General features: G+C 35.2%; 17 protein-coding genes. 10 read left to right on the top strand and 7 right to left on the bottom strand.

The annotated features are described in order from the left end of the window. Positions 1-12: 12 nt before the first annotated feature. The 8 genes from EQG63_RS00730 (at position 13) to EQG63_RS00695 (ending at position 9,800) form a co-directional block, all read left to right on the top strand. On the top strand, positions 13-1,938 hold the full coding sequence (locus EQG63_RS00730; protein WP_129433282.1) for an outer membrane protein assembly factor BamB family protein: 1,926 nt from the start codon (positions 13-15) through the stop codon (positions 1,936-1,938). Between the two features lie 76 nt (positions 1,939-2,014). Further along, positions 2,015-3,424: a PD40 domain-containing protein gene (locus EQG63_RS00725; RefSeq protein ID WP_129433279.1), complete on the top strand. Its 1,410-nt coding sequence runs from the start codon at positions 2,015-2,017 to the stop codon at positions 3,422-3,424. Positions 3,425-3,516: 92 nt separating this feature from the next. Further along, the gene (locus EQG63_RS00720) at positions 3,517-4,044 is read left to right on the top strand and encodes a DUF6252 family protein (protein WP_129433276.1); all 528 of its coding nucleotides are present in this window, start codon (positions 3,517-3,519) and stop codon (positions 4,042-4,044) included. 105 nt (positions 4,045-4,149) lie between these two features. Continuing rightward, on the top strand, positions 4,150-6,042 hold the full coding sequence (locus tag EQG63_RS00715; RefSeq protein WP_164974432.1) for a tetratricopeptide repeat-containing sensor histidine kinase: 1,893 nt from the start codon (positions 4,150-4,152) through the stop codon (positions 6,040-6,042). A gap of 5 nt (positions 6,043-6,047) precedes the next feature. Next, positions 6,048-7,976 carry a tetratricopeptide repeat-containing sensor histidine kinase gene (locus EQG63_RS00710; protein WP_129433270.1) on the top strand — a complete coding sequence of 643 codons (1,929 nt, stop codon included), beginning with the start codon at positions 6,048-6,050 and terminating at the stop codon, positions 7,974-7,976. A 4-nt stretch (positions 7,977-7,980) separates the two neighbouring features. Then, complete coding sequence (locus EQG63_RS00705) at positions 7,981-8,631, top strand: response regulator transcription factor (protein WP_129433267.1); 651 nt, start codon at positions 7,981-7,983, stop codon at positions 8,629-8,631. A 164-nt stretch (positions 8,632-8,795) separates the two neighbouring features. Further along, positions 8,796-9,077 (top strand): hypothetical protein, encoded by a 282-nt coding sequence (locus EQG63_RS00700; protein ID WP_129433264.1) that lies wholly within the window; start codon positions 8,796-8,798, stop codon positions 9,075-9,077. 111 nt (positions 9,078-9,188) lie between these two features. Then, positions 9,189-9,800: a DUF4230 domain-containing protein gene (locus EQG63_RS00695; RefSeq protein ID WP_129433261.1), complete on the top strand. Its 612-nt coding sequence runs from the start codon at positions 9,189-9,191 to the stop codon at positions 9,798-9,800. Positions 9,801-9,835: 35 nt separating this feature from the next. Here the strand turns inward: EQG63_RS00695 and EQG63_RS00690 are convergent, their stop codons facing one another. The 5 genes from EQG63_RS00690 to EQG63_RS12200 form a co-directional block, all read right to left on the bottom strand. Further along, on the bottom strand, positions 9,836-11,593 hold the full coding sequence (locus EQG63_RS00690; RefSeq protein WP_129433258.1) for an aromatic amino acid hydroxylase: 1,758 nt from the start codon (positions 11,591-11,593) through the stop codon (positions 9,836-9,838). Between the two features lie 63 nt (positions 11,594-11,656). After that, a complete protein-coding gene (locus EQG63_RS00685) occupies positions 11,657-12,040 on the bottom strand; it encodes a group III truncated hemoglobin (protein WP_129433255.1) in 384 nt (127 codons plus the stop codon). A 97-nt stretch (positions 12,041-12,137) separates the two neighbouring features. Further along, entirely contained in the window at positions 12,138-12,659 is a 522-nt protein-coding gene (locus EQG63_RS00680) for a DUF4136 domain-containing protein (protein WP_129433252.1), read from the bottom strand. Between the two features lie 66 nt (positions 12,660-12,725). Next, entirely contained in the window at positions 12,726-14,711 is a 1,986-nt protein-coding gene (locus tag EQG63_RS00675) for a urocanate hydratase (protein WP_129433250.1), read from the bottom strand. A gap of 60 nt (positions 14,712-14,771) precedes the next feature. Then, positions 14,772-14,948: a DUF5522 domain-containing protein gene (locus EQG63_RS12200; RefSeq protein ID WP_164974431.1), complete on the bottom strand. Its 177-nt coding sequence runs from the start codon at positions 14,946-14,948 to the stop codon at positions 14,772-14,774. Positions 14,949-14,976: 28 nt separating this feature from the next. Here EQG63_RS12200 and EQG63_RS00670 point away from each other — a divergent pair, with 28 nt between their 5' ends. Then, positions 14,977-15,303 (top strand): hypothetical protein, encoded by a 327-nt coding sequence (locus EQG63_RS00670; protein WP_129433247.1) that lies wholly within the window; start codon positions 14,977-14,979, stop codon positions 15,301-15,303. Position 15,304: 1 nt separating this feature from the next. On the opposite strand, the gene EQG63_RS00665 is transcribed toward EQG63_RS00670, so the two are convergent. Beyond that, a complete protein-coding gene (locus tag EQG63_RS00665; RefSeq protein WP_129433244.1) occupies positions 15,305-17,329 on the bottom strand; it encodes a hypothetical protein in 2,025 nt (674 codons plus the stop codon). Between the two features lie 162 nt (positions 17,330-17,491). After that, a complete protein-coding gene (locus tag EQG63_RS00660) occupies positions 17,492-22,942 on the bottom strand; it encodes a GEVED domain-containing protein (protein WP_129433241.1) in 5,451 nt (1,816 codons plus the stop codon). 411 nt (positions 22,943-23,353) lie between these two features. On the opposite strand from EQG63_RS00660, the gene EQG63_RS00655 reads away from it, so the two are divergent. Next, entirely contained in the window at positions 23,354-25,267 is a 1,914-nt protein-coding gene (locus EQG63_RS00655; RefSeq protein WP_129433238.1) for a T9SS sorting signal type C domain-containing protein, read from the top strand. Positions 25,268-25,317: the final 50 nt, after the last annotated feature.

The raw sequence follows: 25,317 nt of genomic DNA, 5'->3' as shown, positions 1-25,317 counted from the left end.
AAAACGCAAAATATGAAAAAAGTATCAATCCTAATGGTAACTCTTTGTTTGTTTGGGTCATTTTCGGCTTCGGCACAATTTAGCAAGCTTCTAGACAAAGCGAAAGAAAAATTATCAAGTAAAAATAAGACAGAGAGGGTTGAGAAAACCGAGAAAACCGAGAAAACCGAAAAAGTAGAGAAAACTGAAACTACATCAGCTCCAGCTCCCAAAAAACCGTCTGGAAAAGGAAGCAAAAAATCTGGAAGTTTTGCTACCGTTTGGGAATCTGAGTTTGGGAACAAAGCCGATTTCTTGGCGCTTAGTGCACCTGACGGAAGTTATATTGTGGGAACCGACAATAATTCGGCTTCTGTTTTAGACGGAAAAGGAAATTTAATTTGGAACGGCGATTATAAAAAAATTACAACAAACGGAACCAACAAATGTGAGTATCAGTATGTAATTTGGAAAGACAAAGGAGGATATTTGTTTTTGTTTGATGAAAAGAAAATGGGAACGGATAGAGTAGCAGTAATCGATATTGTTTCTGGAAAAGAATTGTGGAGTTCCGAGCAATTTCAGAATCTTTTACCCAAAGGAACCAAATCGGAAGATAGTGTGGATCAAGGAGAATTAGAAACCGTAAAGTACATTTATGAACTAGATGCTTTCTTAATCTCTCAAAAGGCTTCAGTGGTTTTGGTAAAAGCCAATACAGGTGAAAAAATATGGGAAACAAACCGCTTTAAAGGAGGGGTTGGAAAATATATTTATGATGCCAAACGTAATGAAATTGTGATGATTAACTTTAAACCGACTGCTTTGGGGGCTTTGTTCGCCGGTTTTAAAAATCAATTGGTCAAATTAAATGCAGCGAATGGTGAAATTCTTTGGGATGCGACTTTTTTAGGAACGATCGAAAAAGAATTGGTGACCAGAAGAGCTATTGTTGACTTGTGGATTAAAGGGGATAAGATATTTATGTATCTAAACGGCCTGCAAGTGTATAATATCAATAATGGACAAAAACTTTGGGAAGCCATCTATGAAAATGATATGGACGGAGGGAAAGGCATGTTTTCTAATACAAAACTTAAAAAATACTACAGAACCATTGCTGATCCCATTTTTATTGATAATTCAGTATACATTGTGATGTTAGGTACTAGAGATAGAACCAAATATGTAGAAAAACATGATGTTGAATCCGGAAAATTGTTATGGGCTTCCGAAAAAATAACAGGAGCTTTCAGTATGCCAAATGTATACAAAGCAGGCAATAAAGTACTGTTACAAGTTGGAGGAAAAGTACAAGTACAAGAATACCGTAATGAAACCAGAACAAATCCATATGGTGGTGGTACTTATAAAGTGCAAGTTCCTTATGTATACTGGGATTATAAAGCTCAAAAAAATGGAGTGTTAGCGATTGATGATGCAACAGGTAAAACGACTTGGAGGTCGGAAAAATTTGACAAAAGAATTACCGACTTGATTATTCACGAAAATCAAAAAGTATTTGTTGGGGATGGAGATCAATTTTATGGCTATGATATTGCTTCTGGGAATCAATTGTTTGACGTGAAACATAATGATGCTGGAGTAGGTAAAGCAGATGATGTCATCGATTTTGAAGATAAAGTCGTAGTGCTTTCTGAAAAAGGATTGGCTTCTTATTTCAAAAAGGATGGCTCAAGAGCTTTCGCTACCGATAAAATTAGAGGTGTTGATTTTTATTATAAAATTGGAGACAATTATTTCCTAAGGGACCAACGTGGTGGTAAAAACATCATTTATGGGATTGACATGACCAATGGTGAAACCAAAGGCTCTGTTCAGTCTAAAGGGAAAGGCGGAAGTCCTGTTTATGGTGACGGGATTGATATTACTAGCGATGGTGAATTCGTGTTCGCTTTTAAAGGCAAAAAAGTAGAAAAAATCAAAATTAACAATTAAGCGTTTTTAGTTGTTTCAGAAGAGGGTTGTGATTCGTTTCATAGCCCTTTTCTACTAAACCATAAATTTTGAATGTATGAAACCAGTTCTCGTTATAATAATTTTTAATCTAATGCTTTCGGCACAAGCGCAACAAGTGCAGTGGGCACATAAATTAATAAAATTCTCCTCCGATTTGGGAGGAAAGCAAAATGGAATTAAACGTATTTTGGGAAAACCAGATGCATTGCCGCAATGTGGAAATAGTCCAAATGGATGGTCACCAAAAAATGCATTAGATGGCAGAGAAGTGGTAGTAGTTGGTTTTGAAAAACCACAAAGCGTTAAGCAAATTGCTATTTTCGAAAATCTTAATGCCGGTTGTGTGTATCGCGTGTTTGTATCGACCGATGGAGAAAAATTTGAGGCGGTTTGGGGACGAAAATCCGACTATAAAACGCCTGTTTATAAAACTACATTGACCACTGATAGAAGTTATTATTTTGGTCGAAAACGAAGAAAAATTCAAGAGGTACCTCAAGCTGTAAATCCTGGGATAGAAAGAATAATTTTAGAGGCACCAATGTCAAATATCACGATGGTAAAAGTGGAGTTTGTATTTGCGCTAGTTCCGGGTCAAAAACAAATTGATGCCATTGGGATTTCTGATTCGGAAAATCCTATCGAAGCAAAAATCAATTCAAAACCAGAATTGGAGAATTTAGACTCTCCAGTTGTGATATCATTAGGGAATTTGCAGCCTTCTGGCCCAGTGGTTAGCCCTGATGGGAAATTGTATTTTTCAGTAACCAATCAAAAAGAGCAAATTTATGCCACGACCTATTTAGGGAATGATAAATGGGACTCTGCAACTATTTTACCTGAATTTTCTCAAAACGAAAACTATAATTACTTAGAAGTGATCAATGAAAATTTTGCATTAAGTGGTGGCGCCATTTATGATAAAGGGACTGGTGATTCTGGTTATACCGTTTTTAAAAATAATAATGGAACATACGAAAAGCAAGGTCAATTAAAAATTGCTGCGTTTAACAATTACAACGATACTTCGGATGCAACAATGACTTCCGATGGGAAAACATTAATCCTGGCCATTGAAACCGATTTTACACAAGGAAGTTTAGACTTGTATTATGCCCATCGAAAAGAAGATGGAACGTATGGCTTTCTTCAAAATATGGGAAAAGTTATCAATTCGGCTGCAGAAGAATCAAATCCACAATTACTCTCCGATTCTAAGACATTGTTGTTTGCTTCCAACGGATTTAGTAGCAATGGGAATTATGATCTCTTTGTTTCCTACCGTCTTGATGATTCCTGGAAAAATTGGTCGGAACCTATAAATTTGGGAAGTAAAATAAACACGATACATTTCGATGGACAGCCTTTTTATGATGAGAAAAATGAAAAGTTATATTATGTCACTTCTGTCGATGAAATTTTGCAAATGAAAGCGGTTCCTCTTCCAAAAAAACATTTAAGATAAGTATTGTCAAAATACGTAATTATACGTATTGATTGACTCTCTGAAATTCTAAATCTTTGTCAAGTAAAAAAAAACTAAAAACAGAATTAATTATGAAAAAAATCTTTAACATCGGAAAATGTATCATGGTAGCTTTAACACTTGTTTTGTCATCTTGTAGTAATGATGATCCAGCGCCAGCTCCAGCACCAACACCTATTCCGGCAAACAGTTCGGTAGTTACAGCCAAAGTAAACGGTGCTGCCTTTTCTTCTGTGATATTTGGTGTTTCTTCAGCAACAGCACAAAAAATGGGTACAGGACCAGATACTATAATTACAGTTTTGGGGTCCAATTTTTCAGCCAGTAGTATCTCAATTACGTTACATGGTGTAACAGCAACAGGTACCTATACTTTAGATTCTACCACCGATTCTGTTATTGCATATACGCCAGGTTCCGGTGATGCTGCTTACGGAACAGGTATTTGTTCGGGCGTATCTGGAACAGTGGTAGTGACTTCAATCTCAGATACAAAAATCGAAGGTACTTTCTCTTTTACAGGTAAAGATGGTGAAAATTGCGATACAAGTGAAACTAAAACAGTTACGGAAGGATCTTTCAAAGGAGTCTTTCAATAAATCAAATGGGTTAAATCAATTTTAATTTAAATGCGCTATATTGCTTATGGTTTATACTGTAAGCAATTGGTGTTTTATAAAGTTTTATTTTCTATTCAAAAAAATATGTTGAAAAGGGGTTTTTTATTGATTTTGATAATTTGTAATTGTGAATTTTCTGCACAAAATCTGCAACAAGTGCTAGGTGCCGCCTATTTAGCGAAAACACAAGATTCGTCGGATTATTATTTTAATAAAGCAAAAAAACTAGTCAAAACGGATGGAGAGGAAGGAGAATATTTTTTTTGTAAAAATGCACGGCATTTGGATTATGGTAATCAAGATAGCTCTGCCTATTATGGAAAATTGGCGATTCAAAAACTCAAAAATTTACCAAACAAGAATTCTCTTTTTACCACATATTATAATTTAGGTAAATTGTATAAAAAAAGGGGAGAATATGATAAAGGGATTGCCATTACTATTGAGGCTATAAAAATCGCAGAAGCAAATAATGAAAAGGGATGGATTGCTACATTTGATAATATGCTTTCTTTAACATATCATGATTTTGAGAATTATCCTAAAGGGGTGTACTACGGAAAAAAAGCACTAGCTTATCACTTAACCCAAGAAAAACCCAATCAGAAAAAAATTTATTCCAATTTAAATGCTGTGGCTATAAACTATGATGATTGGGGAAATGCAAAAGAGGCACTTCGATATCATCACATGGTTTTTAAATATATTAAAGGGAAAGATACACTCGGAATAAATTCTACTTATAATAATATTGGGAATACTTTATTGAAAATTAAAAAATTTCACGAAGCTGAAAAATGGATTAAACGTGCGGTTAAGATTACAGATTATAATTTAAAAAATAATGGAGACGATAATTACTATGATTATGATCAAGCCACACATTATACCAATTTAGCCACAATCGCCTATGAATTAAGCGATTTTGACAAAGCCGAAAAAATGTTTCTTCTGGCGAAAAAACATGCCCAAAAAAGCAAGAATGCCGAAAAAATGCGTGATTACCTTTTTCAAGTGTCTATTTTTAATAAAAAAAGAAAGGATTTAACTAAAATAGTCGCTTCTCAAGAAGAGTACATCAAGTTACGTGATTCTGTTTTCAATTCGGAAAGAATCCAATCAGTTGCAGAAATGGAAGCCAAATACCAAACAGAGAAAAAAGAAAAAGAATTACTATTGGCTAAAAATACTTTAATTCAAAAAGAAGCCGAAACTAAAAAGAAAAACCTTTGGCTACTTATTGCTTCTCTTATTGCAGGTTTTATAGCGCTAATTGGATATTTATTTGTTCGTCAACAAAAAGCTCGAAATAGTCAACAGAAGCAAGAATTCGAATTGCGAACTGCAATTGCAAAAATCGAATCCCAAAATGAATTGCAAGAACAACGCTTGTCTATTTCTCGCGATTTACATGATAATATTGGCTCACAACTTACTTTTGTCATTTCTTCAATCGAAAATTTAAAATTCGGAATTGGTAATTCTAACCAGAAAGCAGAAACGAAACTTTCTCAAATTTCCAATTTTACTAAATCAACCATTACCGAATTACGTGATACCATTTGGGCCATGAATACGAATGAAATTGTTTTTGATGATTTACGTGTTCGAATTCTCAATTTTTTAGATAATGCAAGAATAGCACAAGAAACTATCGATTTTGATTTTAATATTGATGAAGGCTTAAAAGAGGTGAAATTGACCTCATTGGTTTGGGTTAATATTTATAGAACCACACAAGAGGCAGTTAACAATGCAATAAAGTATTCTGATGCAACCAAAATAAGTATTCGTGTGAATGAAATAGGAAATCAAATACAAATACAAATTCAAGACAACGGGAAAGGATTTAATATGGCAGAAGTAAACAAAGGAAATGGCTTGTTTAATATGGAAAAAAGAATTACTGAAATAGGAGGAAAATTTGAGATAAAGTCAATAGCTAATAATGGGACTTCTGTAAAAATCTTAATTTAAAGTTCATGAAAAAAATAATTTTGTTTTTATGTGTTTTGTTGCCAATTATGAGTTTTTCTCAAAATGCACAGGATATTATTGATGCTTTGAAAAAGGATTTGCAATTAAATCCCGATGAGAAAAAAAAGGCCACTATCTATTCTGATTTAACATGGTATTATTCAAATGTTTCGATCGATTCTGCATTAGTGTATGGTAACAAGGCAATAATTGAAGCTACGAAACTAAAAGATTCCACTTTAATTGCACAAGTATATAGTGATGTTGGTGCAGTTTATTTTAGAAAAAGTGATTTTGCTTCTTCAAGGAAAAATTATTTGTCTGCATACGCTATTCGAAAGAAAAGAAATGATAAAGTTGGAATGGCAAAAGTTTCCATCAATTTGGCCAGTATTTATAACAAAGAGAATAAAAAAGAACTTGCACTCAAATCGTATTTGGAGGCCGTAGATTATTTTGAAAAAATCAATAATCAAGAAGTTGTATCGTTAACAAATGCGAATATAGCGGAACTTTTTTTAGATTTAAAAAATTATGAAAAAGCATCAAAATATATTAATAAAGCAATTGAATTTCAGAAAATAAATAAGCAATATAATGGTTTGACTAGTTCGTATTTGACTTTGGGAAACATAAAATTAAGGTCAAAAGACACAATAAATGCTTTGAAATATTATAATAAAAGCATAGAGATGTCTAAAAAAACATCAAACAATATTACCCTTGTTGCTGCTTTAAATAATATCTCAAAAATTAAAAATGATCAAAATAAAAATAAGGAAGCTGAAAAAATAATTCAACAAACCGAAAAATTATTATCAAAAATAAAGAAAACGAAAGATGATACCAGTTATAGTTTTAACAAGATAAGCAGTTTACTAAAAAGTAAAAAGTATAATGAGGCTAAAACTTTATTGTTGCAACTAAAAAAGGATTATACAAACGATGAGGTTTATAAATTAGAATTATTGCAAACATATCAATATTTTGTACAAACCTTTGGGTATTTGAACCAGCCTGATAGCGTTAGTTATTATAGTAATGCTTCTATGAAATTGCAAGATAAGATAATTGAATTAACGGTTGGTAAACAGACAAATGAATTGGAATCTAAATACCAAACGGCCAAAAAGGAAAAAGCATTGCTTGAAAAAGACATAGCCCTTAAAAATTCAAGATTTTTTATCTTTGGAGCACTTGTATTAGCGGTTTTTATGGGTGTATTAGGTTTTCTGTTCTTACGTCAACAAAAAATCAAAAACAAACAACAAAAACAAGAATTTGAGTTAAAATCGGCTTTAGGGAAAATTGAATCCCAAAATGAATTGCAAGAACAGCGTTTGTCTATTTCTCGCGATTTACACGATAATATTGGCTCACAACTTACTTTTATTATTTCTTCGGTTGAAAATTTAAAATACGGAATAGGAAATACAAACCCCAAAGCAGAAACGAAACTTTCTCAAATTTCTAATTTTACTAAATCAACCATTACCGAATTACGAGATACCATTTGGGCCATGAATACGAATGAAATTGTATTTGATGATTTACGCGTTCGAATTCTCAATTTTTTAGATAATGCGAGAATCGCACAAGAAACTATTGCTTTTGATTTTAATATTGATGAAGGCTTAAAAGAGGTGAAATTGACGTCTCTGGTTTGGGTCAATATTTATAGGACCACACAGGAAGCAGTAAACAATGCCGTAAAGTATTCCGATGCAACCAAAATCAGTATTAATGTAAATGAGATCGGAAATCAAATACAAATACAAATTAAAGACAATGGAAAAGGATTTGATTTGGCTCAAATAAACAGAGGAAACGGGTTGTTTAATATGGAAAAAAGAATTTCTGATATTGGTGGTGATTTTTCGCTTCAGTCAGTAATAAACCAAGGCACAATAATTTTGATCTCAATAAAAAAATAGCACAATGATACGAGTAGGATTAGTAGACGATAATAGTTTTTTATTAAAAGCAACTCAAGATAAGCTTGACTTTTTTGAGGATGTTGACATACGACTTAAAGCAATTCATGGTCAAGATCTACTAGATAAATTGACAAAGAATCATAATATAGATATGATTTTAATGGATATCGAAATGCCAACTATGAATGGTGTTGAGGCTACCGAAATGGTAAAATCCAGATACCCACACATAAAAATTATAATGTTGACCGTTTTTGATAACGATGAAAATATCTTTAAATCAATAAAAGCCGGAGCAGATGGCTATTTGTTAAAAGAAGTCAGTCCTAAAGATTTACATCAAGGAATTATTGAAACACTTAATGGCGGCGCAACGATGACGCCGTCAATAGCGTTAAAAACACTAAAATTATTTAGAAATCCTATTGTATTTGAGGACAATTCTATAAAAACGGAAGAAATTAATCTTTCTGTTCGTGAAATAGAAGTTCTGGAACAATTGAGTAAAGGATTAACCTATAATATTATTGCCGAAAATCTCTTCCTTTCTGTTGGTACTGTACGAAAACATATCGAAAATATCTACACCAAACTTCAGGTGCATAACAAGTTAGAAGCTATTCAAAAAGCAAAAAACAATAACATCATTTAACTAAAAATACGTAATTCTACGTATTTACCGGCGTTAGTAATCTTCCCATATTTGTAACAATCTAATTGCTAATTTATGAGAGTTACAATAAAAACGATTGCGTATGTTGTTGTTGTCATTATGCTTTTACTTAATTTAATTTTATTGATAAATTATTTTAAGTAATGAGCTTATTTTTCTTAAAATGGCTAATTGCTATTGTAGTTTTAGGTGCTTCTATACTAGCTTGTTATATCTATGTCATAACTCAAAAACAGATAAAACAAAAAAGGAGTTATTTAGAAAGATTAAGTGATAATATCAATTCTCAAACCTATCATAATACAATTCTCAATCAAAAGGTTGTTATTGCCGATGAATCCAATGCGAATCTTCACAATCAAATTTTGATCATTTGTAAAGAAATACTCCATTTACAAGAAATACTTCTAAAATTTAGAGAGTAAAAAAAGAAATAGTTAGTGATCAAAATAGTTGCTATATTTTGTCAGAATTAAAGTAGTCATCCGAAAAAATAAAGCTTGTTTTCTTTATATTTATGCTTTGATAATTTCGATATGATACACTTATACAAAAAACTTTTTTTCGGCTTGCTTTTTTTAATATTAGCTTTTTTTACCTATAAATATTTTACAGGCGATAAGGAAAGTAGTACCGAATACAATTCGAACCTTATTCAAGAACAAATTAAAAGTGTTGGAAAGTTAGTAGTGACAGAAGGTCATTATTCACAAGTGTTAACTTTTAAAGATAAGGATTCCTATTTTGGTGGATTGGTTTCTTTTGATAAAAAAGTCATTGTGGTGGTGAATTCTGATGCCACAGTGATGTATGATTTACGTCAGATGAAATATGAAATTGATGAAAAAAACAAAACAATTCGCATTGTTTCCATTCCAAAAGAAGAAATAAAAATCAGTCCGGATATTCAATATTATGACATTCAGCAAAGTAAATTCAATGCGTTAACTGGTGCCGATTTAAACAATATCACCAAGAAAGTAAAAATTGATTTGACTAAAAAAATCGAGAAATCGACGTTGAAGTCCAATGCAAAAAATAGATTAATTAGTGAATTGTCTAAAATACTTCTAGTGACCCATTCTGTAGGGTGGAAGGTCGAATATAAAGGCAACGAAATACACTCGGAAAAAGAATTTCAATTATAATAAAAAGGCTTTCCATTGGAAAGCCTTTTTTGTGTTTATGCGGATACTTTATCGAAAATTAAATCCAATCCATTAGTGATTAAATGAGCCACTTCTGGTCGGCGTAGTTTCAGATTCTCTAAATGGTTGACCACTTTGTCTGTAAACTCGTTATCGTTGTTTTTGTGTGTTAATTCAGCAATTTCAACCGATAATAACCAATCGTTTGGATGATTACTGCTTACAGCTCCAAAAGCTTCTTTAAGAGTAATTTCAGTCGGTTTATTCTCGCGAATATTTCGAATGTTTCGGTATAAATTTTCTAATTCTTCTCTTGCTGCCGATTTCTTTTGTTTGATCGTTTTGGAAGAAGGAACATGATCAATCATGTCAAAACTATTAACATCGGCTGGACCAGAAAAACCAGAAATTACTTCTTTCCCTACGGCCATGTCATAAATACCCCATTCCGGTTGGAACAACACTTTTTCTCTGTGGGTTACCGTACAGTTTTTAAACTTGATTAATAGAATTTTACCTTGTAAGTTACGAGTGCCGGTTACAATTTCTCCAGTGATTTTTATATCCCCTTCAAATTCTAAAGTGATTTGTTCGCCTTCATAAATATCGTAGGCTTTTAAATCGCGCGGACTCATATCTTCAATGGCTAAATTGATGCCTTTTAATTTTCCGATAGGGGAGCCAAAACCTTCTGCATGTGTAGTGGTTCCGTGTCCTACCAATTCTTTTTCTCTATAAGCTAAGGCTGTTTTTCCAGTAGTTTGTATATAAACAGGCGCTCCTTCATTTTCGATTACATTGGTGAATACACCAGATATTTGTAGTCCAGTGCTCAATTCGATGGTACCTAAGGCATTAGAATTGATTAATTTTTTAATACTGCTTAAACCTCCAGTACGCAATGCCATTTTATTGGCAAATTGTTCTAAAACCGAACTCAAATGAGCAAAATCAGGAGTAACATAAAGCTGTGGTTGCGGTTTTGTAATGTCAAAACTTTGGTCCGCTGCTGAAATATCATAAGGAATCTTTTTGACATTATCGGTCATACACCAAGCACTTTCACCAATGGAAGAAAGTAAGCCAGCACCATATATTTTTGGGTCTTCTACAGAACCAATTAATCCATATTCAACAGTCCACCAGTGTAGGTTTCTTATTTTGGACATCTCTGATAATTCGCCCATATTGTTTTGCAAGAAATCGACTTGTTCTTCTGCTTTTTTGATGTCGGCTTCAGGAGTATCTTCTGCTTCTTTTAATATAGAAAGCAATCGAATGGCTTCATATAATTCGTAATCTCTTGCTGAGGATATGGCTTTACAGCCAATTTCGCCAAAACGTCTCAAATATTCCGCATATTCTGGATTGGCAATAATAGGGGCGTGTCCAGCACCTTCATGAATAATATCTGGAGCGGGTGTGTATTCAATATGTTCTAATTGACGGATATCGCAAGCAATCACCAATACATTGTAGGCTTGAAACTCCATAAAAGCACTCGGTGGAATAAATCCATCAACGGCAACGGCTGCCCATCCGATTTCCTTTAGAATACGGTTCATACCGTACATATTCGGAATGGAATCAATTTCTAGACCAGTTTTTTTTAACCCATCCAAATAAGAATCATGGGCTACGGTGCCCAAATAATCTACATTTTTGCGCATTACATATCGCCAAACCGCTTGATTGATTGGACTGTAATCCGCATAATCCTGTGGTTTGATAAATTGCTTTAAATGCTGAGGTAATCGGTCTATAAGTGGGTTGCTTTCAAATTGAGCTTCCATAATATTGGGGTATTGTTATTCAGGGTAAAATTACAAAATGTTTATTCGCTTTGCAATTCATTTTTAGATTAACGGTTTTTGTCTTGATTTTTTAAAATATTCAATTTTATGATGAAACATTTCTGCCATTTTTTCGGCACGCCATTTTGCTTCTTCAGCTTTTTCTCCTTCGAATAAAGAATCTATTGTTTGGAAAAATAAGTGCAACCAACGTTCGAAATGAATTTGTTCTAAGGGCATTTTGGCGTGTGGCAGAAACGGACTACCAGAATAGGAATGAACGTCCAGTAAGACGGTTTCCCAAAAGCCATACATTTTGTTTAAATGCGGTTGCCAATCGTTAATTGCGCCATTAAAAACGGGTCCAATAAGGGTGTCTGTTTTTACTTTTTCGTAAAAGTTGTTCACCATCAGTTGTATATCGTCAAGATTTTGAATGTCTTTCATTAGAAACGAATTTCAATACAAAGTTATGAGAACTCTATTCAAAAAATATGATAGATGTTAGGTAAATAAAAAAAACTCCGACGAATCGGAGTCTGCTTTATTTCTGGGGTTGCGGCGGATATTTTTCTAGAATTTTGGTGACAAATTCCGCAATCCGAGCATCTTTTTTATCTACATTTTGGGTCAGATATCCTGAGCCTTTTCCTTGCCAAACTAATTCTTTGGATTTGGCATCCAAAACATCTATGAGTAAAGTGCCTTCCGTGGTGGTAACAGGTCTGTTATAATTCATACCCCACCAAGGATTCCAGCCCCAACCGAAGCTATAACTTTGGTACATGTCTACACGCTCTCTTTCTTTAGTAAAAATACTGATTAAGATGTCTGGGTTTTCTGATTTGGTAAATCCTTTAGCAGCCATAGCGTCATCAATCGCATACAAAATGCGTTTTTTATCCAAATCGGAAATTTCAGCTTTATCAATGCCGCTTTTTAAGAAAGCATAGGTTTTATAGCTACTAAAATTAGCTTTTTTGTCATAGTCAGTATTCACATATACCGAGCTACAAGCGGTCAATATAAATAATCCGAACAACGATAATAATTTTAATGTCTTCATTTTAAATAATTTAATATATAAAGTTACATCAAAATGTATACCAAAATAAATTTTTAACAATTGTAATTATAATAGATTTTCATCAACCAAATTAGGTAAGGTAACTTGTAGCAAAGGCTCAACTTCCATAGCGCGTTTGATAGCAAAAATAGCTCCTTCATTTCGTGCCCAGCTTCTACGAGAGATTCCGTTGTTCACATCCCAAAACAGCATCGATTTTAAGCGTCTGTCAGCATCTTCTGAACCGTCTAATAACATTCCGAATCCACCGTTGATTACTTCACCCCAGCCAACACCACCGCCATTGTGGATGGAAACCCAAGTAGCTCCTCGGAAACTGTCTCCAATTACGTTGTGTATGGCCATATCAGCTGTAAAGCGGGAACCGTCATAAATATTAGACGTTTCACGATACGGTGAATCGGTTCCAGAAACATCATGATGGTCACGGCCTAATACTACAGGACCAATTTCATTGTTGGCGATGGCTTTATTGAAAGCTGCTGCTATTTTCATTCGCCCTTCTGCATCGGCATATAATATACGCGCTTGTGAGCCCACTACTAATTTGTTTTCTTGAGCGCCTTTAATCCAAGTAATGTTGTCTTGCATTTGTTGTTGAATTTCTGAAGGAGAATTCCGCATCATTTCTTCTAATACCTGACAAGCAATAGCATCTGTTTTGGCTAAATCTTCTGGTTTTCCAGAAGTACAAACCCAACGGAAAGGGCCAAATCCGTAATCGAAACACATCGGCCCCATAATATCTTGTACATACGAAGGATATTTAAATTCGCGACCTAATGTTTGATTTTCAGCCATCACATCGGCACCTGCGCGAGACGCTTCCAGTAAAAAGGCATTTCCATAATCAAAGAAATACGTTCCTTTTGCTGTGTGTTTATTAATAGCTGCTGCATGACGACGTAATGTTTTTTGAACTTCTGACTTAAATTGCTCCGGATTAGAAGCCATCATATCATTCGCTTCTTCGAAAGAGAAACCAGTAGGGTAGTAGCCACCAGCCCACGGATTGTGCAGCGAAGTTTGATCGGATCCCAGATCGATATGTAAGTTTTCTTGATCAAAGCGTTCCCAAACATCAACTACGTTTCCTAAGTAAGCTATTGAAACGACTTCTTTATTATCTAGTGCTTTACGAACTCGAGCAACTAAAAGAGTAATATCTGTTACAATTTCGTTGATCCATCCTTGCTCGTGACGGATTTTAGTGATTTTTGGATTTACTTCGGCGCAAACAGTAACGCAACCTGCAATATTTCCAGCTTTGGGTTGAGCGCCTGACATTCCACCTAATCCTGATGTTACAAATAAACCTCCCGTTGGTGATTTTTTAATTTTTCGGAACCCATTTAAAACGGTGATGGTAGTGCCATGTACAATTCCTTGTGGGCCAATGTACATATAACTTCCGGCAGTCATTTGTCCATATTGTGTTACCCCTAAAGCATTGAATTTTTCCCAATCGTCTGGTTTCGAATAATTCGGAATCATCATTCCGTTAGTGACCACCACTCTTGGAGCGTCTTTATGAGAAGGGAATAGTCCCATTGGATGTCCAGAATACATGACCAAAGTTTGCTCATTGGTCATTTCTGCCAAATACTTCATGGTTAGTAAGTATTGTGCCCAATTGCTAAACACACCTCCGTTACCACCATATGTAATCAATTCATGTGGGTGTTGCGCTACAGCATAATCCAAATTATTTTGGATCATTAGCATAATGGCTTTGGCTTGTTCGCTTTTCCCTGGATAATCGGAAATTGCTCGCGCTTTCATTTCATAATCAGGACGAAAACGATACATATAAATGCGTCCGAATGTATTTAATTCCTCTTTAAATTCTGGAATTAATTCGGCGTGATGTCTGGCATCAAAATAGCGAAGTGCATTTTTTAAGGCTAATTTTTTTTCCTCTTCCGAAAGTATTTCTTTACGTTTTGGTGCGTGGTTTATATTGGTTTCGTAAGGTTTTGCTTGCGGTAAAACAGAAGGAATTCCTTGTTGTATTAGTTCTTGAAATGTCATTGTAATGTTTGGTTATTCAGTTATCTGTTAATTTGAATAGTTTAATATTTTCAAATCAACTTATTTTTTAATCGTGTTTGTTTTTTTATCAAATCCATAAGGACAGTGGCGACAACCACTTTTACAGCAATAGCCTCTTTTTAAGTGGTATTTTTCTGTAAAACATTTATAACCTTCGGGGGTGTAGTAAAAATCTTCCCCTTCTTTTAAATTATTTGGGTTTAGCGCATTGTTCATAACGACAAATTTAACAACTTTGTGGGATATGATTTTAATTGTTTTTAAATATTTAACGCCAAAGGGCTTTCGAGGGATTACTTTTTATCCTTTTGTATTTTTGGTAGATAAAAATGATAAACAAAATCCACGTTTTGTAAATCACGAGCGTATCCATATCCGGCAACAAATAGAAATGTTAGTGTTGCCCTTTTTTATTTGGTATGGTCTTGAATTTTTAGTTCGTTTGGTGCAATATAAAAATAGAAGAACGGCTTATCATAACATATCATTTGAGCGGGAAGCCTACCAAAACGAAAAAGACCCCGACTATTTAAAGCAGAGGTCTTTTTGGAGGTTTTTAAAATTTTTATGATTTATTTGATTGGTTTTTGAGAATCAATAGTTTCTTTTTTCAATGATTTAGATTCCATTGGGAATTCTTTAGCTTTAATTGGGGCATCAGGAAATCTCAATGCTTGATAATTTGTTTTTTCTCCATTGGCTTCAACTTCATCTGCTCTGTTTCCTACAATGTGCCATGAGAATGAAACATTAGATCTTCCGTTTTGTAATTCTTTAACAGTAAATCCATTTTTAGATTTATTGGTTACATAAACGCCATTACAATCTCCTTCTAATTGAATAAAAACTTTTAAAGGTCTTTTTTCATCTACATAAATATTTTTGGCAAAAATTGGATCTATTTTAATTTCGGCAATACCATTTACTAAACTTGCTGTTCCGTAATCTTCAAATAAGACTTCTGGCGCTTCTGGTGCAAACATAATTTTTTTTGAATCATTTGATTTGTCACTTGATACAATTGTAGATACGGTTCCAGGACCTAAGATTTTATAATTTGAAGAACCACCAAAGTTTGATGACAAGCGAACTCCTACATATGCAAATGCATTGGTATTACCACCATAAAAGTAACCGCCATATTTTAAATCTCTATTTGCAGTACCCGCTGTGAAGTCAACATCTACATTGTCATCATATCCGGCTAAATAGGCTATTGGGTCATTTGCATCATTGTCTGTTGATGAACCTGCGTCATTAGTTCTAAATTCAGCTGCTCTTCTGTTGGCATCTGTTGTACCTTCAGTAATACCATAGAATGCTAAATTGGTTGCGTTTGCACCAATCGCAATATTTTGCTGTGCAACTGGACCTATAAAGGAAGAACCACCCGAAGCTGCTCTTATTCCAAAATTAGGGGATGCTACTGAAGCTACTTGGTCACTATATGCGATTAAAGCATTTGCGTAGGTTGGGGCAGTATTTGAAATAGAAGCAGTTGCTATAATTGAACCACTATTAGATCCAGTACTTTGTGCTCTTAAAGCACTATCTGTTGTTGGGATTGCATCGAGGATAAGTCTTGTGGTTGTTACTGATGATTGACCAATTCCCACATTTCCAGCAGCTGAAACTCTTATCCTTGGTAATCCATTTGTATCAATGTGAAGTGCTGTGTTGTCGCTTGTTCCAAGATAATCTGTACCTGGAGCTGCATATGTTCCTGGGGTAGTAAAAGAATTTCCAGTTAGTGTCCAGTCTAGTCCACCAGGTGAACCTGCAAAAGCTACCCATCTTGTGCCATTCCAAAAATATAAACCAGGAGCTACACTATTAATTCCTGCAGCTACGGTTGCTGTATTGTATACAACTGTTCCTGCTGGGATAACTCCAGTTTGAGGATTTGTTACAGGTGCTTGTGCATTAGTTGCAGTTAATGCTACGCGAGGAGCTACAAATCCATAGTTATTTGTACCAGCAGCAACATCAAGAGCTCCTTGCGGTGTAGCTGTTCCAATTCCTACAGCTCCGTTCGGATTTATTCGCAATCTTTCTAGTCCATTCGTTGATAAACTTAATTCGTTTACAGCTGGGTGTAACATTCCTGTGTCTGGATCAGAGTTCCAAGAATAGGCAGGTGTTCCTGCAGCACCTCCATAATATGATTGAAGCTGACCGTTTGTATTTGAAAGGTTTAATCGGTCAGTTCCTTGTGTTTTAAATCGTAAGTCTTGTGCATCTGTTGTACCAATATAATTGGTTCCGGCAGTTGTTCCATTGTTACCTGTTGTTGCCCAATCATTACCTGTTGTGTCTATTCTTACCCATAGTGATCCATTCCAGTAATAGAATCCTGGTGTTACAGCGTTTACTCCAGCTCCAGCAGATGCTGTATTGTATACTAATTCTGATGTTGTTGGAGTTACAACCGTTGCCACATTGGTTGCTGTTAATGCAATCCTTGGAATAAGTACTCCATCATTAGTGCTAGTGATGTCTAATGCGGCATTTGGTGAAACTGTACCAACCCCTACTTGAGCATTAATTGTAGTTGTGAATGCGATTAATAGTTTAATAAAAAGTATTTTTTGTTTCATAGTAATTGCTTTATTTATGAAATTTAATTTGCGCTAAATATAAAAAAAAAATGGGTTTAAATGCAATTTGTATCGATGAAATACGGTTTGTTGTGAATTTTGTAAAAAAAAAAGCTCTTTGAATGTTCAAAGAGCTTTTAAATTAAAGAAATAAATAGTTTATTAATAGATTATTTTTTTCGTTTGTACATCGCCATTCACCAAAGTTACTCTTACTAAAAGAGCTCCTAATGTAGGTCTTAATTGAGCGATTTCTAATTCTTTTTTATTTACACTTTCGGTGTTAAATAATTTTTTTCCTTGTATATCAAATACTTCAACGGTTTTTATGTTGAATTCTGTTGATTTTACATTCACACTTGTCGTAGTATATACATTCACAGAGGAAATAGAAGTAACAGCCGAAACATCAGTTGTAGTTGATTCTTTTTTAGAATATTTTAATATGAATCGATCGTTATATTTTCCTTTATCTGAACTAAATTCATAAGGGGTTGCAGACAATTCGTGTGTTACTTTTAAATAGGTGTCTTCTAAAAGTATTTTTTGGTCTTTATCTTTAAATAACCCATCTAAATATGCTATTGCAATTGTGTAGGTATCATTTTTGGAAGCTGCAAATCCTAATTTAATTTGATCGTCTTGGTTAAATGGAAGCGATTTTCCTTGAATTCGAACTTCTTCTAAATCGATTATTGAATATAATTCAAATTTAGATTTTCCAGCAGATGCAACAGCATCATATAAGTTGTCGAAGCTATTAGTTGCATTAGTTGCATATCCAACTAGAGTTCTGCTGGCAGTTTTGCTCGAATCTAATAAGTCTAGCCAAATTCTATGTTTGTCAACTTGGGTTTTATTTTTGTTTTCAGCAGTTTTATAGAATTGATCATTTCTATACGCACTACTTCTCATACTATTTGTAAAACCAACAGTGTTTGGAGTGGCAGCAGCATCTTGCATAAGTGTGAAGAATCCTTGTCCAGCTGGGATATAACCATCAAATCCAGGTACAGTTCCTCCTAGTAAATTATACGTGATATAATCGGAAGAAACGTAATTGTAAGTATAATTTTGGTAGAATGGATCTACGGCACTAATTGGTGGCGTTCCATGAGTCCAAATTCTAATAAATCCTGCAATTTTTGTTGAGTTATTCGTTAAAAAGGCATCTGCGCTAATTGAAGAAGGATATGGATTACCAATTAAATTCCAATTGTCATCATTTAATGTTACTAATGTACTTGTTGGGCCTGCATATGGAGCACCAACATACGTACTTCTAGATATAGGTGTTGTAATGTCTCCATTGTTTGGTACACCTGTAAATGTAGCAGTATAATTTGAAGCAACGGTTCCATAGGAACTTGGTGCTCTAACAATATAACCTCTACCTAAAGTCATTGCTTCGCTTCCATTTGCCCAATTTCCAAAATTACTCGCATAACCAGTAATCGTTGTTGGTTCCCATTTGTAAAGGAATGTTGATGCAGGGGAAATGGCACTTGAAGAAAAACTAGCTACAGGAGTCGACCAATAGACATAGTCAAATTGTTTAATGTTAGTATTTCTTCTCATGTTAATAGAACCAGTGTTGGTAGTATTATTTACTTGAATCAAATTAGCGCTATTTTCTAAATTAAAAATACCTCCAGGTTCAACTGTTAATTGATCGGTAATAGTAAGATCGTTGCCAGGGAGTATTTGTAAATCTCCTGAAGGTCTTACAATTACATATTTTGCGAAGGCATCATTTGCTATTGTGTTGATTTTTGAATCAAATGGACCGTTATAAACAACGACACAAGTATTTGCATCAGGAACACCTACTGGTGACCAATTGTTGGCATTATACCAATCATCACTTGCTGTTCCAGTCCAAAGTTTAGTTTTGTTATTAATGGTTATCAGTCTTGAAACAGGACATCCATTGAATAATGTTGCTGTAGCTGTAAAGGACCAACTTGGAGCTGCCAATTGAGCTGGTGTTGGTCTAACAAATACCGTTGATACAGATTGTGCGACGTAAGGTATGGTGCACGCTCCATCTATGAAAGCATCAACTGCACCACCACTCCATGAAAACGTTGTGTTTAGCGGAGTGTTACCAAATAAACGCACATCGTCTATTGCCCAACCGTCACAAAACTTAGCGTTATATCTAAATCTAATAGTTAAAGTGGGTTGGTTGATGTAAGCATTCATATTAACAGTAACTAGCTGAAAATTAGAAGCAACAGCTTGATCTGAGTTGTAATTTAAAACAGGATTCCAAATGACACCGCCATCAGTTGAAACTTCTACAAATGCACCATCATATGGCACTCCATAGTACGAATAGTAGTGTCTAAAGGTTAATGTTAAATCTGTAAATGTAGTAGTGTCAAATGTAGCTGACTGTAGTGAAGTATTAACATCCAAATTATAATCAGAGGTTGCAAAAGCAAATCCATTACCAGCTTCTCTTGAGCTAATAGCGGGTTTCCAAACACTACCTACAGGAACAAAAACACTTGATTTTTGTTGCCAACGTGTTAATGCATCACCGGCACCACCAATGATGATACTGGACATTGTACCTAAACTACCAGCAGTTTCAAATTTTTCATTTATTAAATCAGTTACGATGAAATCTCCTGCGGCGGTAATAGAAATTATGTTATTTTCTCCACAAACTTCAGGTACTGAAGGAGTTACGAAAATAATGGCTGTGGAATATACAGTTGCAATGACCTTGGTTCTTAATAAAGATTCGCATCCGTTAAAAGCAGTAACCCAATATGTTGTGGTTGTGCTTATTGAAGGAGTAGTCCAGTTTCCTGTTGCTGATGTGCCTACCAATGAACCTCCAGTTTCTGAATCATACCATCTAAATTGTGTTGGTGCGCCAGCAGCAGTTGCAACTAAGTTTACGGTTCCTGTGTCACAACGAGTTCCGTCAGTCACAGATGTTATTTTTGCAGTACAATCTGGAATTACAGTTAATGTATAATCTTCTGTTTCTCCGTTTTCTAAATAACCATATGGTAGTAAAGAAGCGATTGCAAATTCGTAGGAACGAACTCTAACTCTATAATTTCCAGGTGCAGTACCTCCTGGTACAACAAATCCAAAAGAAGTGGCGATACTTTGAACTCCTCCAGATGAATATACTAATTCTGGTGCTGCATTTGTGAAAGTACCATCGTTGTTCCAATCGACCCAAGCTTTTATATTTTGACGAGAACGTGCTAAATAAATATCAATATTTACACCACCATTAGGAACTTGAGTTGCGGCTGTAAGTGCTGTGTAGTCTTTGTATCCAGTGATATAACGTCCAGTGTTCATGTTGACCGTATTAGTCATAGGTCCTGTAGTGTTATAGTCGTTAATGTATCGATTACTATATCCTGCAGTTGGATGAATTGTGTATGTTCCAACAGCGGCAGAATTTGAACTGTGTGTTGCATTTCCGGTAGTTACGCAAATCGTAAAGTTTCCTCTAAGTGCTGCAGAATTTGAACTTGTGTAAACTCTTACAAAGTATGTTGTTCCAATTACTGTTACTAAAGAAAGTGTTTCGGTTGCTCCAGCAGCAACAGCTGCACATCCTACATTTACTTTTGTTGCACAATTGCCTAATGCTTGTGCAAAAACTTCAAAATTATAATCACCATTCGCTGCAGGGGAGTGACCCGGTATAACAGATATTCTATGGTTGACAGCAGTAGCGACAAATTTATACCAAACATCATCATCTTCTGTTCCTGCGCAAGTTACTCCGCTTTCTGCAGAAGCAGTTGCAGTATTGGTAGTACCTTCTAAGGCACTTTCACAATTTGCACCTGCATTAACTGGAACGATAATTGCACCAGCACATTCATTATTACCTAATGTAGTGGTAAAGTTAATTGATGCTGACCAGACACTAGTATCTCCGCCGCCACAATTTCCTCTTACCCAAACATAATATATCATACCTGGTGTAAGTCCAGTTAAATTTACAGAAGTTATACCAGCTCCAACCGATCCGGTAGGAGGAGTGATAAGTGGGGCAATTGTTCCAGGGGCTGCATTTACTGTGGAAATGTAATAATCATATCCATTTGATGGAGCAGGAGCAGGTGCTGTCCAGCTAATTGTGGCTGTTGTTCCTGTAATTGCACCTGCCAAAATTGCGGTTGGAACTCTACAAGACACAGGTGTTATATTTACTAAATAATCTTCAATTTGCCCTCTTTGTGCGCCAACTGTACATGATCCTGAAAACGCACCTCTCATGAAAGTAACACGCATTCTTGTTGTACCAGTTAAAGCAGCAATAGGGACGGTTATATAATTGTTAAAAGAAGGACCGCCTGTTGTGTTATTCAATGACCAAGTTGCACCGCCATCAAATGTTTCTCCCCCATCAAGAAAATCTCCATCTTGATTCCAGTCAAAAAACACTCTTATTCCATATGTGTTGTTTCCAACTGTATTTCCAGAAATTGAAATAGGGTAGGTTTCACCTTGTTCTACAGTTCCTGTCGGAGTGTAGAAAATTTGATAAGCAGGTGTGCCATTTACCACATTTGAAGTAGGATTGTTTATTCCGGCAAAATTAACATTTGTAATGGGGTCAACTGATGTTGTATAATTTGGGATACAGTAAGGTGTACATCCACCACCTACGACAGGTGTGATTATGACGTCATCGGTTGTGTTTCCACAAGTTCCATTAGTGATTGTCCAGCGTAAAGTTGCGGGTGTACCCGGAATTAAACCAGTAATTCCAGTATTAGGTAAGTTCGGATTAGTTATTGTTGCGGCACCTGAAATTAATGTCCAAGTTCCTGTAGTCCCAACAGGGATAGCGCTTCCAGCTAAAGTTGCTGTGGTTGCACATGCTACAAGTGTTTGGTCAGGACCAGCATTGACTACATAAGTAGGGCAAGTGAAAGTGATTCTAACCTGTCCATTAGCGCCAGCACCACCAGCACGGTTTCCACCACCGCGTTCACCACCACTACCACCACCTCCTGGTATGGTTCCAGGGTTTCCTGTGCTATTTGTCACGGCAGCTCCTCCAAATCCAAATATTCCTACAACGGCACCTGAGTTACCTCCTACTTGTCCCGAGATATCTCCAACGGTACCATTTTGCCCTGTCATGTTTGTGGTTCCGCCAGACGCAGTTCCTCCAGTACCAGCTGCACCTCTATTTGGTCCTCCGCCAGTACCTCCATTACCAAGCAAGTTTATTCCTAATCCTACATTGATAAATGTCGTATTTGTTCCATTGCCCCCGATACCAGCTGTCGATAATCCTCCATTACCTCCGGTTCCAACCGTGTAGGTAAATGTGTCTCCTGGTGTAACAGCAATAACAATTGTTGTAGCACCACCACCACCACCACCGGATCCACCGTCGTTGTTAGAGTTTGATCCACCACCACCACCACCAGCACCCCAAATGGATGCAGTTATTGATGTTACGCCAGTTGGAACGATAAATGTTTCAGATCCTCCGGGAGTATTATCTACAAATGGGGATTGCGCAAATGAATAATTGGTAAACAAAAAAGCAAAAACAAAAACCAGTATAGCACTGTACTTGTTTAAGATGAAAGTAAGGTAATTTTTTATCATGTGACGCGTAATTAGTTGATTTTTAAACTTCTTGAATTTGGGATTGATAGTAAAAATAGAAATAAAAATATATTTTTCCAAATTTTTTTATGTAGAAATGTGTGGTTTGTCGATAATATTTGTTCTTTTGTCGATTGTTTCTTGTTTCTTTTTTTTAAATCAAGTATGCTAAATGGCTATTTCATTGCTTTTTTTAAAATAAAACATAGGAATTGTGAATTTTTTAACAAAACCAAATTATTTTGTGATTTTTTTAAAATATTATGAAATCAATGTTTTGTGTTTTTTGTCGATAAAAAAATACACTTTAACGATTAATTATTTTTTGTTATTAAGGTGTTTTAAAAATTAATTATTATTGTTTTAAATGTTAAACTAATGTAAATTTAGTTTAATTAAAAATGGTTGTTTATGAAAAAATTATACCCTGTTTTAGGAATTTTATTCCTTTCTTTTTCGTTAAAGGCACAAATGTATGTAAGTCCTAACACCTACATGTACGTTGGTGATCAATATGTGTATGTTACTGGAAATGTAAATCTTAATGCAACTACTAGTAATATTTATCTGCGTAGAGATGGCCAGTTGTTGCAAGGTACGGCAGCCGTAAACGGGAATAATATTGGTGCTGGTGCTTTATCGGTTTATCAAGAAGGTTCTGTAAATAATTTTCAATACAACTATTGGTGTTCGCCAGTTGGTGGTGCTACTGCAGGGGGTAATCAGCCTTTTGGGATTACACAAATAGGGGTTCCTAATGTAAACTTAAATTTGACTTCGTTTGCAGCGAATACACCTGTTACTGGGTTTGATGGTACGAGTTCTAACGGAGCTTTGAGTATTTCATCTCGATGGATTTATAAATTTGCCAATTCTACTTTGTATGCACAATGGGCATATGTAGGAAGTGCTGCAGCAATGAGTGCAGGTCAAGGATTCACAATGAAAGGAACTAGTGGAGCAGATGCAATAATTCCATATACCGGTGCAGGGGCTAATAGATCTGCAATTGCTACTGCAAAAGCATCAGGAAATCAGCGTTATGATTTTAGAGGAATTCCAAATGATGGTACTATTCTTATACCCATGATTGTTGATACTAAAACCTTGACAGGTAATCCTTACCCGAGTGCTATCGATTTGCAAGATTTACTGGTTGATAATGGACCTGCAGGACTGGATGTTTGTGATGGAACTGCTTTATTTTGGGAACATGATAAATCTGTTAATTCACACCTTTTAGCAGCATACAGAGGAGGTTACGGAGTGTATAATGGAGCTTCAAATACGTATACTGCAGCTACTTATCAGGCGCCAAACGTGTTAGGGATGCCAACAGGGGGACCAACAGGTTCAGGAAATGCTTTTGAAAGAAGATTCTCACCTATAGGACAAGGTTTTATGATTAGAAATTCTAGTTTGGCTGGGATTACTAATGTGGCTGGTAATTTTGTCATCAATAATACACACAGAGTGTTTAGAAGAGAAGGGATTGTGAATAATTCTGAGTTTGCCAGAGCAAATCAAGAAGGTGGTGAAAATGCAAGTGAAAAAACAGGAACCGATAGATATGGTTATTATGGAGATATTCCGAATTTAAGAGGGAAAGATTATTCAAAAATTAGTAAGGCTCCAACGCCTCACATTATGGTGCATACAATGTTGAGTACTGGTGCAATTCGTCAAATGGCATTAGTGTTTATGCCGAATGCAATCGAAGGTTATGATCCTGCAGATTCTATGACAGGAGAGGGCAGTTTACCAGTAGATGTTTATTTTCCAATGTTAAATTCTCAGTTTGTGCACAATGCCAATAAATTTAATATTGAAAATAAATACCCTTTAGGATTTAAAAACGACGTGGAGTCTAAATTTATTATGCGAGTAGCTGAGTTTGTTAACTTTGATAAAGTAAGCGAAGTTTTTTTACATGACAAAGAATTGGATACCTATCATGATATTAAAAATACTCAATTTGAATTGACTTTGCCAGCGGGTATTAATACTACTCGATATGAAATTACGTTTAAAGACAATAAAAAACCAGTTCAGGGAGAATATGTTGAGCCAGTGGCTAATTTGAATGTGTTTCAAAACAATACAAGTAGTATGTTGACAATTAAAAATCCTTCACAACTTGACTTAAGATCATTGAGTTTGTTTGATGTGACTGGAAAATCAATTTTATCTAAAACAAATTTAGGTAAAAACGACAGTTACGAATTTAGTACTGCTAATTTAAGCGATGGCGTCTATATTGTAAAATTAATAACTAGCACGAATCAAGAAATTACTAAAAAAGTTTCTGTTTCTAAGTTAAATTAAAAACTATTCTATAAACAAATAAAGCAGTCTGAACAGGCTGCTTTTTTGTT

It is taken from the genome of Flavobacterium amnicola, assembly GCF_004122165.1.
GTDB lineage: Bacteria > Bacteroidota > Bacteroidia > Flavobacteriales > Flavobacteriaceae > Flavobacterium > Flavobacterium amnicola.
The sequence above is the reverse complement of the archived record's forward strand: the minus strand, read 5'-3'. Positions and strand labels throughout refer to the sequence as shown.